This is a genomic window from Paenibacillus popilliae ATCC 14706 (assembly GCF_000315235.1).
Taxonomy (GTDB): Bacteria; Bacillota; Bacilli; order Paenibacillales; family Paenibacillaceae; genus Paenibacillus_B; species Paenibacillus_B popilliae.
Genome location: NZ_BALG01000244.1, coordinates 25,938 through 35,558 on the forward strand (window position 1 = coordinate 25,938; position 9,621 = coordinate 35,558).

Genomic DNA, 9,621 nt, shown 5'->3' on the forward strand with positions numbered 1-9,621 from the left:
AGCGAAGCACGCATCATCTAGCCGGTGAAAGTCTGGTCGCGGGAGGAGCCAAGTCCTCGAGTAGCTAGGATACCTGCGTATGGCGAAATCCGTACGTAGAAGCGTATCGATGAAAGTACCTGTCGGAGAAATAGTGGAATATTTTGCTTGCAATCAGACAAGACTGAAACTAAGCACATCTGGCGGAGGATAGACCCGTCCACTCTGTTGTGCAACAATTCTTGTAAGGAGGGGAACTGCTTTGAAGAATAGGCTATATAAAGCGGCATGTTCCGCATTACTGAGCGCAAGCCTGATAATAACCGGCGCCGCTCAAGCGTTCGCCGACGTGCCGCCATGGACCGGAACGGAAGAGCCTAGTGAGGCCACTTCATCAACGGGCACAGCAGAAGTACAACTAGCGGAACATGCACGCTCGGCCATGCTGATGGATGCGGATACGGGTACCATTATTTTTCAGAAAAACAGCCATGAGCGGCTGCCGCCGGCCAGCATTACGAAAATAATGACGATGCTGCTTGTGATGGAAGCCATAGATGAAGGCAAGCTGAAGCTGACGGACAAAGTCAGGACCAGTGAGCATGCGGCATCAATGGGTGGCTCTCAAATCTTCCTCGAGCCGGGCGAAGAAATGACGGTTAATGAGATGATGAAGGGAATTGCAATGGCTTCGGGCAACGATGCCTCGGTCGCCATGGCGGAGAAGATTGCGGGATCGGAAAAAGCATTCGTGCAGATGATGAATGAGAAGGCCACAGAACTCGGCATGAAGGATACCCACTTCGAGAATAGCAACGGCCTTCCTGCGGACAATCATTATACATCCGCGTATGACATCGCTCAAATGTCCCAAGCCTTGCTTCAATACCCGGGGGTTACAAAATATACGGGGACTTACGAAGATTACTTGCGCCAGAACACCGCTAAAAAGTTCTGGCTTGTCAACACGAATAAGCTGGTCCGGTTCTACCAGGGAGCGGATGGGCTGAAAACGGGATACACCTCGGAAGCGAAGTTCTGCCTGTCTGCTACGGCCAAGCGGGACAATCTGCGTGTAATCGCGGTCGTGCTTGGCGAGCCGAACACGAAGACGCGCAATGCCGAAGTGACGCAGATGTTCGATTTCGCGTTTACCCAGTACATAAACGTCCCGATTCTCAAAAAGGGTGATACTATCGGCAGTATTCGGGTAGAAAAAGGGATAGTTGAGTCGCTTGATCTGGTAGCTCAGCGCCCTTATCATGTTCTGCTCAAAAAGGGCGGATCCAAGGATGACGTCCATTTCAATCTGGAGTCTCCGGAATCCATCAAGGCGCCGATCGAGAAAGGGCAGTCGCTTGGCAAAATTGTTGTGTATCAAGGGGGTAAAGCGATTCGCGAATACCCTGTCGAAGCAAACGAATTTATAGCGAAAGCTGGCTGGTGGACACTGTTCAAACGGACGTGCGGAAAGTTGTTTTTTGTCAAATAACAGCGTGCTTCTTCTAGTTTTGTCGCCAAGCAGGAATTGGGTTTGGCAGTGACGAATGGTATTCGTCAACATGGAAGGAGAGTGAATCGCATGAACTTGCAGGTGGAATTCGAACGCCGGCGCAATATACTGATCACCCGTCTGAGGGGGGAACTGGATCATCATACCTCGGAAATTGTACGTATGCAGTTGGATGAGGCGATTCAGCGCGGACAGGTGAACCATGTCGTATTGAGCTTGAACGAATTAACCTTTATGGACAGTTCCGGTCTGGGGGTCATTCTCGGTAGATACAAGCAGATTAAGGGCAGAGGCGGAAAAATGGCGGTCTGCGAGATGAACCCTGCCGTACGACGGTTGTTCGAACTGTCGGGCTTGTTCAAAATCATGCATGTCTACGATAACGAGCGCCAGGCGCTCCTTGAATTGGAGGACGTATCATGAGTGGACCTTCGAACAAAGTGTCTTTGGAATTTTCGAGTCGTTCGGAAAATGAAGCCTTCGCCCGCGTAGCCGTGGCGGCCTTCGTTGCACAGCTGGATCCGACCCTGGAAGAACTGACGGATTTGAAAACCGTGATTTCCGAGGCGGTGACGAACTGCATCATTCATGGATATGACAACAATCCGGAAGGCATCGTATGGATTACGGCGGAGATTGAGGGCGACCAGATTATGCTGACGGTCTCCGATCGAGGTCATGGCATTGAAGATGTCGAACTGGCTAGACAGCCGCTGTTTACATCCAAGCCGGACATGGAACGCTCGGGCATGGGGTTCACCATTATGGAGAACTTCATGGATGAATTTGAAGTGACAACCGAATTGGGCGCCGGTACCACCATCCGCATGAAAAAGCGCATCGAATCTAAAAAAGCGCTCTACAATTAGGGGTTGAAGCCATGAAAGCTGATGTGAGGCAATCGTCGCAAAGTTATTTGGACGACGCAGAAGTGAAGCGTCTGATAGCGCTGAGCCAAGCGGGTGATGCCGTGGCTCGCGAAACGCTGGTCAATTGCAACATCCGGCTTGTATGGTCGGTCGTGCAACGCTTCATTAACCGCGGGTACGAACCGGATGATTTGTTCCAAATCGGCTGCATCGGCTTGCTCAAATCGGTCGACAAATTCGATTTGAGCTATGATGTTAAATTTTCCACCTATGCCGTGCCGATGATTATCGGAGAAATTCAGCGCTTTCTGCGCGATGACGGGACGATCAAAGTAAGCCGTTCCTTGAAGGAAATGGCAAACAAGGTCCGCAAAATGAAAGACGAGCTCTCGAAGCGGCTCGATCGTCTGCCTACCATTAAGGAAGTCGCGGACGAACTGGGCATCTCGACGGAGGACGTTGTCTTCGCCCAAGAGGCGAACAAGCCGCTGAGCTCAATTCACGAGACCATCTTCGAGAACGATGGGGACCCGATCACCTTGATGGATCAGATCGCGGATGATTCCCAGGACCGCTGGTTCGACAAGCTCGCGCTGAATGAAGCGATTGAAGGCTTGAGCGAACGGGAACGGCTCATCGTCTATCTACGCTACTTCCGCGACCAGACGCAGTCGGAAGTAGCCGGCCGGCTGGGCATCTCCCAGGTGCAAGTATCTCGACTGGAGAAAAAAATATTGCAGTCCATCAAAGCGCAAATTGCACAATAAAGCAGACACCGCAAGGAGTATTCCTGCGGTGTCTTTTTCTCTACCAGGCCGTCTTTACGGGCATGAATGCCTGCGGCGTGCTCAATGACTTCAGCCAAGCCCATTTCAAGCTTGCAGGCGCAGACCAAGCCCTCAAACCGATGCAAATGTTTCCTACCCGTATCTTTCCTCATAATGCAATGAAACTCAACCATACTAAAGAGTATAGATCAACATGCCGATAGGAGGTTTTTGGCAATGACGGAGCAGCAGACGCATGCGTCGGCTCAGACGGAAGGGGAACTGCAACCTTCACCTTTTTCGAACGGTTCTTCCGGTTTGACCGAAGTCTCGAATACGCTTGTAGAGGCGATCGCGTATTGGAATGGAAATGATGATATTCCGAAGAAGCTGGAGGAAACGAAGAAGATTTTGAAGGAGGTCGTCGGTTTTACCGATTCGTTTGATGTAATTTTCCGCGAGATGACATTTGGTGGTCGGAGGGTCGGCCTCTTTTATTTGAATGGCTTTGCCAAGGACGAGGTCATGACGATTATTTTGGCACGTCTAACGTTCCTCGACAAAAAATCGATCACCCCAAACGCGCTAAAGGCATTTATTGATTGCTTTATTCCTCATATTCAGGTAGAGAAGGTAGGCAAGCTCAGCAAAGTGATCAATATGGTGCTTGCCGGCGGCAGTGCCTTCTTTATCGAGCATGAGGCAGAAGTGATCGTGGCGGATGTGAAGACGTTCCCGTCACGGAATCCGGAGGAGCCTTCGTTAGAACGGGTGGTGCGCGGCGCCCGTGACGGATTCACCGAGACGCTGCTCACGAACGTGACGCTGGTCCGGAGGCGGCTTCGCGATCCAGGCTTGAAATATGAGATCATTCAGGTCGGAAGGCGGACGCTAACGGATGTATGTATTGCATATATTGATGATATCGTCGACATGACTCAGGTAGAAGCGGTTCGCAAAAAGATTAAGGCGGTCAATTTGGAAGGGCTGCCGCTCGCCGACAAGCAGTTGGAGGAGGTCATCGTCAACACAAGCTGGAACCCGTATCCGCTCGTTCGATACTCCGAAAGACCGGATGTGGTGGCGGCACATTTGCTTGACGGAAATGTTGTCATTTTTGTCGATACATCGCCTTCTGTCATGATACTGCCGACGACGTTCTTCGATCTGTGCCAGCACGCGGAGGAGAATCGATCGACGCCGTTCATGGGAACTTATATGCGATGGATTCGCTTCATCGGCATATTTTCTTCCTTGTTCCTGCTGCCGCTTTGGATGCTGATGGTCATTGAACCCGGGATAAAACCGGCCGCTTTGCAGATTATCGGTCCGCATGAAATGGCGAAGCTGCCTATTTTCCTACAGTTCCTGCTGGCTGAAGTCGGTATTGATTTGATGCGTATGGCGGCTGTCCATACGCCGAACCCATTGGCAACGGCGCTTGGACTTGTAGCGGCGATATTAATCGGGGATATTGCGGTAAAGACGGGCGTATTCGTGAATGAGGTTATTTTGTACATGGCTGTCGCAGCGGTCGGCATGTTCGCCACTCCAAGCTATGAGCTGGGGCTGGCCAACCGCATTGTCCGGCTTATTCTGCTCATGTTGGTAGCGTTGTTCAAAGTGCCGGGATTGGTCATCGGTACTACGCTGTACATTCTCTGGTTGTCGCTGCATCGTTCCTATAATTCGTCCTATCTCTGGCCGTTTATCCCATTCAACGCCAAGGCGATGTTCAACATTCTGTTTCGCCAGCCGGTGCTGGACATGAAGACGCGGCCGAGCTTCAACATGACGCGCGATAGTACGAAGATGCCGCCGAATAACCCCTCCAATCGGAATAATGGCGAGCTATAGACGTAGAGAATGACACTACTTAGGATAAAGATAAAATGCAAATGTTACGTACAAAAGTCCATTCTTACGTATTGAATGGACTGGTATACTCTGTGTAATATTTTTCATGGTGCTGGGAGATCCAGTGTGTGGATGAGGAAATGGGGAGAGGAAGACGATGCACTTACATGGAACAAGTACGATCAATGAATCCGGCCACCTCCAAATCGGCGGCTGTGATGTGACCACCTTGAAAAACCAGTTCGGAACACCGTTGTACATTATGGACGAGGCGCTCATTCGCACACGCTCTCGCGAATATATAGAAGCGTTTCGCGAGTCGGGGCTGAACTTCCAGGTTGCCTACGCGAGCAAGGCGTTCTGCGTGATGGCCATGTGCCGCATCGTGGACGAGGAGGGCTTGTCCCTTGATATCGTATCTGAAGGGGAACTGCATACGGCGCTGCAGGCAGGCTTTCCTGCCGAACGCATCCATTTTCACGGCAACAATAAGACGCAAGACGAGATCGAGATGGCGCTCAACGCCAGAATCGGATGCTTCGTCGTTGACAGCTTCGCTGAGCTGCACCTGCTGAATGCATTAGCCAAAATGCGGCGTCAGCAAGTGTCGGTCCTGCTCCGCGTAACGCCCGGCGTTGAAGCCCACACGCATGAATATATTTCAACCGGGCAGACGGATTCCAAGTTCGGCTTCGATATCGAGAATGGAACGGCGCTACAGGCCGTGGCGCAAGTATCCGATGCGGAAGGCTTGCATCTGCTCGGGATTCACTCTCATATCGGATCACAAATTTTCGAGACGGAAGGATTCCGGATGGCTATACAGCGTGTCGCGGAGTTCGCGGCCAACGTGCGCAGCCAGATGAATGTCGTCTTCCGGGTCTTAAATCTGGGTGGTGGTTTCGGCATTCGCTATGTTGAAGGCGATAAGCCGCTGGCTGTCAGGGATTATGTGAAGGCGATTACGGAGATGGTGCGAACGCACTTCGGCCCGCTTTACAGCGAATTGCCGGAGATCTGGATCGAGCCGGGCCGCAGCATCGTCGGGGAAGCCGGCACGACGCTATACACCATCGGTTCGATTAAGGATATCCCCGGGGTTCGCAAGTATGTTGCTGTGGATGGAGGCATGTCTGACAATCCACGCCCGGCGCTGTATGGATCGAAATATGAAGCGATGGTTGCCAACCGTGCGAAGGATGCGGCAGATGAAGTCGTAACAATCGCGGGCAAATGCTGCGAGAGCGGCGATATGCTCATCCGAGATGTGTCGCTGCCATCCGTATCGGCCGGAGATCTGCTGGCCGTCTCATGCACGGGAGCTTATAACTATTCGATGGCAAGCAATTATAACCGGATTCCGCGCCCGGCTGTCGTCTTTGTCAGGGGGGGCGAAGCGGATCTTGTCGTCCGCCGCGAAACGCATAAAGATATTGTCCGCTGCGATCTGATTCCGACACGGCTGGAAAAACGCGAATCGCAGCCGCTTGGCCGCTAATTTCGACGCCCCGCATTTCGTCTGCAAGTTGGCGGAGCGGGGCTGTTTTCTTTTTGCGCCCAAATCACGTATAATCGTTAACGACAGTCTGCGTACCTCGAGATAGGAAAGGAGTTCATACATAATGAGCAAATATGCACAAATTGATATGGAAAATGGCAGTACCATCAAAATCGAATTGCACGAGAAAGAAGCGCCGGGAACGGTAGACAATTTCGAGAAGTTGGCGAATGAGGGCTTCTATAACGGGTTGACATTCCACCGCGTCATTCCGGGATTCGTCGCCCAAGGCGGATGCCCGCAAGGAACCGGAATGGGCGGACCGGGGTATACGATCAAGTGCGAGACGCAAGACAATCCGCACAAGCATGTGCGCGGTGTGCTTGCGATGGCACATGCCGGCAAAGATACCGGCGGCTCTCAATTTTACATCACCTATGCGGCTTTCCCGCATTTGGATGGGTTACATACCGTTTTTGGTAAAGTTACAGAAGGAATGGAAGTTGTCGACCAAATCAAGCAAGGCGACAAAATGAAGGAAGTCCGCGTCGTAGAAGGCTAAATTTCGCCTCCCTGCTCCCGTCAACTGTGGGGCAGTTTTTTTAGGATTCAGAGGGAAATACCACGATTTGTTTCAAGCTGACCAAGTTTGAATATGCAGAGATAGAGAGAAACGTGCTGGAAAGCTATACGCAGAAAGGAGCACGCGAATCTATGCGCAAGAAAAGCCGGTTAGGCCTTCTGTGGTTCATTTTGACCATCGCCTGGATGGCATTTATCTTCATGAAATCGGCCGAACCGTATTCGGTTCAGGATATAAAGCCGGCGCTCGGCACCTTCGTCTTCGAAGAGCAGTTGCTACGCTATCTTCCGCGCTGGGAATTTTTCTATGACGGGAGCCTTGTGTCGTGGCGGGAGCCCTACCATTTTGTCGAATTTTTTATCCGCAAATGCGGGCATGTCGCCGAATTCGCCCTGCTGACGCTGTTGCTTATCTTGACGCTGTCGCCACGCCTCCGTTCGAAGGGCCTGGTAGCGGCGGGAAGCGGAATGATTGCCATCTTATACGCTTGCTCCGATGAATGGCACCAGACATTCGTGCCTGGTCGGACCGGACATCTCGCCGATGTGGCGGTCGACTCGATTGGAGTAGCGCTCGCGGTGGCTGCCTATTCGATTCTGATCGCGGCCCGGTGGAGAAGGGTAAGGTGAGGAATAGACTGTCAATCGCCTGTGAAAATATCACTATAACTGTGGGCTGAATCTAAAAATTAGTGGTTGATATTTTCAGCCTAATAAGCGGTGTCGGTTAATTAAAATGCCAGCTTTGCAACAAACCCGATTACGTGTAAAGTAGTGTCGGAGCTGATACGATTTGATGCGATTGTGGCGTCCTTCTACGGTTGCGTTAGTCCAACGGCAGCGACGGTAGTTCACGATTTCATCCTCCCCGAGGCATGAGCATGACTCAGATTGCAGACGAGCTGGGACGGGATCGCAAGACGATCAGGAAGTGGCTGCAGGCGGATGAGCCAGGCGTATACCCGAAGCGCAAGCCGACAGCAGGAAAGCTGGATGCCTACAAAGGGTATATACGCCATCGTATGGCGGAAGGCTGTCTGAATGCGAGAGTCATTCTGGACGAGATCCGGGAGAAAGGCTACACCGGCAGCAGCACCATTCTTCGAATCTTCATGCAGCCGCTGCGACCGTCCATTCAATCGAAAGCGACGGAGCGGTTCGAGACGGCGCCTGGCGAGCAAGCGCAGATGGACTGGGGACATTTCAAGGTTGACGATGACGGCAAGTTGAAACGGTTGTATGCGTTTGTTATGGTACTCGGCTTCTCCCGAGTGATGGATGTGGAGTTCACGGAAGACGAGCGCCTGGATACGCTCATGGGCTGTCACACGAGAGCCTTCGAGTACTTCGGAGGCATGACCAGGAACTATCTCTACGACAATATGAAAACGGTCGTAAACGGGCAGGACGAGAATGGCGAGACGTAAGCGTCAAACCAATCCCACCTGTGCATAGCAAGTCAAATCAGTCACAATGAATCCATCTGCGCAAATCCATTGATGGGCTGGCCGCTATGGTACAGGAACAATTTGGGCTCAATCCGTTTTCCAGCAGGATTTTTCCGCCCTCCTGACGAATCTCTCTTTTATGAAAAAAGAATCGGAATCCCTCACCCTGGAACAACTCCAGCAGCAAAATGCGCGCCGAATTGCACGCCTCCAGCTATTAATCCGCTGCATAACTTTGGCGACCAGCGCTACACCGATAACACCGTTTCCGTTCTCTACAGCCGCGATCGTACCTGCAACATGTGTGCCGTGACCGCTGAAGTCAGTGACATCACTATCTCCTCCTTCAGAAGCAACGAAGTTGCGAGTTGCTACAATATTGCTGCTCAGATCGGCATGCTGCACATTACAACCACTGTCGATTACCGCGACAACAACATCTTCGCCTTTGCGGCTTTCTTGCCAGATTTGTTCTGCTTTTATCATCTGAACACCAACAGGCATCTCGTGAATCGTTTCTTCTTGTGCTAATACTTCATACTTAGGTATTCGAAAGTCAGTCATTCCAACAAGACTCGAACGTTAAACTTGCTTCTAAACTCCGGCTTAATCTGATCACCATACCTCATCATAGACCTTGTTGCCGCGATAGCTGTTGCAGTCGATCTCACAATAAAAGAGGTGATGGAGGTCACCTCTCATCGGTTCGCGTTTATTGAAATAGGATTGTGGAACAACATGCTCAATATTAAGCGGTAAGCCGCCTTCACTCGTTACATCCTTCTGCTGAAGGAATTGTTGATCTTCTTTTAATACGGAAACCGGGTCGGCTTCTTTGCCGGAATATATGCTTCGAAAAGTTCCATCCGAGTGCAAATCTACCCAGGTTTTCAGGTGCTGACCGCTGCTTCCGTAGTTGAGCTGATTCTCGTGCGTATGGGTTAACAGCTCGTTAAGCGAACGAAATAATGCCTTTGAATCGGTAGTAGACAGATCAATACTGCTGTATGAGACCATATTACCGTCAAAGGAATTCCAATCACGACAACCGGGGAGCATCCGTTCTGGGTGCATGGCCAAGGATGGGTGGAAGCAAGACATCTGAAGG

11 protein-coding genes and 1 pseudogene are annotated in these 9,621 nt (G+C 51.3%); 9 read left to right on the forward strand and 3 right to left on the reverse strand.

The genetic code is table 11. The features are described 5' to 3' along the window. Positions 1-241 precede the first annotated feature (241 nt). The 8 genes from PPOP_RS15160 (at position 242) to PPOP_RS15195 (ending at position 7,695) form a co-directional block, all read left to right on the forward strand. Positions 242-1,471, forward strand: coding sequence for a D-alanyl-D-alanine carboxypeptidase family protein (locus PPOP_RS15160; RefSeq protein WP_006287425.1), 1,230 nt, complete (start codon positions 242-244; stop codon positions 1,469-1,471). A gap of 90 nt (positions 1,472-1,561) precedes the next feature. Continuing rightward, positions 1,562-1,915 (forward strand): anti-sigma F factor antagonist, encoded by a 354-nt coding sequence (spoIIAA, locus tag PPOP_RS15165; protein ID WP_006287426.1) that lies wholly within the window; start codon positions 1,562-1,564, stop codon positions 1,913-1,915. Continuing rightward, positions 1,912-2,361: an anti-sigma F factor gene (spoIIAB, locus tag PPOP_RS15170; RefSeq protein ID WP_006287427.1), complete on the forward strand. Its 450-nt coding sequence runs from the start codon at positions 1,912-1,914 to the stop codon at positions 2,359-2,361. Before spoIIAA ends, spoIIAB begins: the two co-directional genes overlap by 4 nt. An 11-nt stretch (positions 2,362-2,372) precedes the next feature. Further along, entirely contained in the window at positions 2,373-3,128 is a 756-nt protein-coding gene (gene sigF, locus PPOP_RS15175; protein WP_006287428.1) for an RNA polymerase sporulation sigma factor SigF, read from the forward strand. A gap of 237 nt (positions 3,129-3,365) precedes the next feature. Further along, complete coding sequence (locus PPOP_RS15180; RefSeq protein ID WP_006287429.1) at positions 3,366-4,985, forward strand: spore germination protein; 1,620 nt, start codon at positions 3,366-3,368, stop codon at positions 4,983-4,985. Positions 4,986-5,142: 157 nt separating this feature from the next. Further along, positions 5,143-6,483, forward strand: coding sequence for a diaminopimelate decarboxylase (gene lysA, locus PPOP_RS15185; protein ID WP_006287430.1), 1,341 nt, complete (start codon positions 5,143-5,145; stop codon positions 6,481-6,483). A gap of 124 nt (positions 6,484-6,607) precedes the next feature. Continuing rightward, positions 6,608-7,045 carry a peptidylprolyl isomerase gene (locus tag PPOP_RS15190; RefSeq protein WP_006287431.1) on the forward strand — a complete coding sequence of 146 codons (438 nt, stop codon included), beginning with the start codon at positions 6,608-6,610 and terminating at the stop codon, positions 7,043-7,045. A 152-nt stretch (positions 7,046-7,197) separates the two neighbouring features. Beyond that, positions 7,198-7,695: a VanZ family protein gene (locus PPOP_RS15195; RefSeq protein WP_006287432.1), complete on the forward strand. Its 498-nt coding sequence runs from the start codon at positions 7,198-7,200 to the stop codon at positions 7,693-7,695. A 75-nt stretch (positions 7,696-7,770) separates the two neighbouring features. Here the strand turns inward: PPOP_RS15195 and PPOP_RS26015 are convergent. Beyond that, positions 7,771-7,932 (reverse strand): annotated as a pseudogene (locus PPOP_RS26015) (ISL3 family transposase); the annotation flags it as partial. Between the two features lie 14 nt (positions 7,933-7,946). Between PPOP_RS26015 and istA the strand changes: the two are divergent. After that, positions 7,947-8,492 carry an IS21 family transposase gene (gene istA, locus PPOP_RS15200; RefSeq protein WP_052516629.1) on the forward strand — a complete coding sequence of 182 codons (546 nt, stop codon included), beginning with the start codon at positions 7,947-7,949 and terminating at the stop codon, positions 8,490-8,492. Between the two features lie 108 nt (positions 8,493-8,600). Here the strand turns inward: istA and PPOP_RS15205 are convergent, their stop codons facing one another. Together PPOP_RS15205 and PPOP_RS15210 are read right to left on the reverse strand one after the other, a co-directional pair. Continuing rightward, complete coding sequence (locus PPOP_RS15205) at positions 8,601-9,077, reverse strand: S8 family serine peptidase (protein ID WP_006287434.1); 477 nt, start codon at positions 9,075-9,077, stop codon at positions 8,601-8,603. A gap of 51 nt (positions 9,078-9,128) precedes the next feature. Further along, positions 9,129-9,621 (reverse strand): endonuclease (locus PPOP_RS15210; RefSeq protein WP_006287435.1); only part of this gene is annotated, 493 nt, incomplete at its 5' end.

Bases quoted from the DNA above. Each gene is read 5' to 3' on its own strand.
- spoIIAA (WP_006287426.1), top strand. From the start codon at position 1,562: ATGAACTTGCAGGTGGAATTCGAACGCCGGCGCAATATACTGATCACC.
- spoIIAB (WP_006287427.1), top strand. From the start codon at position 1,912: ATGAGTGGACCTTCGAACAAAGTGTCTTTGGAATTTTCGAGTCGTTCG.
- sigF (WP_006287428.1), top strand. From the start codon at position 2,373: ATGAAAGCTGATGTGAGGCAATCGTCGCAAAGTTATTTGGACGACGCA.
- PPOP_RS15180 (WP_006287429.1), top strand. From the start codon at position 3,366: ATGACGGAGCAGCAGACGCATGCGTCGGCTCAGACGGAAGGGGAACTG.
- lysA (WP_006287430.1), top strand. From the start codon at position 5,143: ATGCACTTACATGGAACAAGTACGATCAATGAATCCGGCCACCTCCAA.
- PPOP_RS15190 (WP_006287431.1), top strand. From the start codon at position 6,608: ATGAGCAAATATGCACAAATTGATATGGAAAATGGCAGTACCATCAAA.
- PPOP_RS15195 (WP_006287432.1), top strand. From the start codon at position 7,198: ATGCGCAAGAAAAGCCGGTTAGGCCTTCTGTGGTTCATTTTGACCATC.
- istA (WP_052516629.1), top strand. From the start codon at position 7,947: ATGACTCAGATTGCAGACGAGCTGGGACGGGATCGCAAGACGATCAGG.
- PPOP_RS15205 (WP_006287434.1), bottom strand. From the start codon at position 9,077: ATGACTGACTTTCGAATACCTAAGTATGAAGTATTAGCACAAGAAGAA.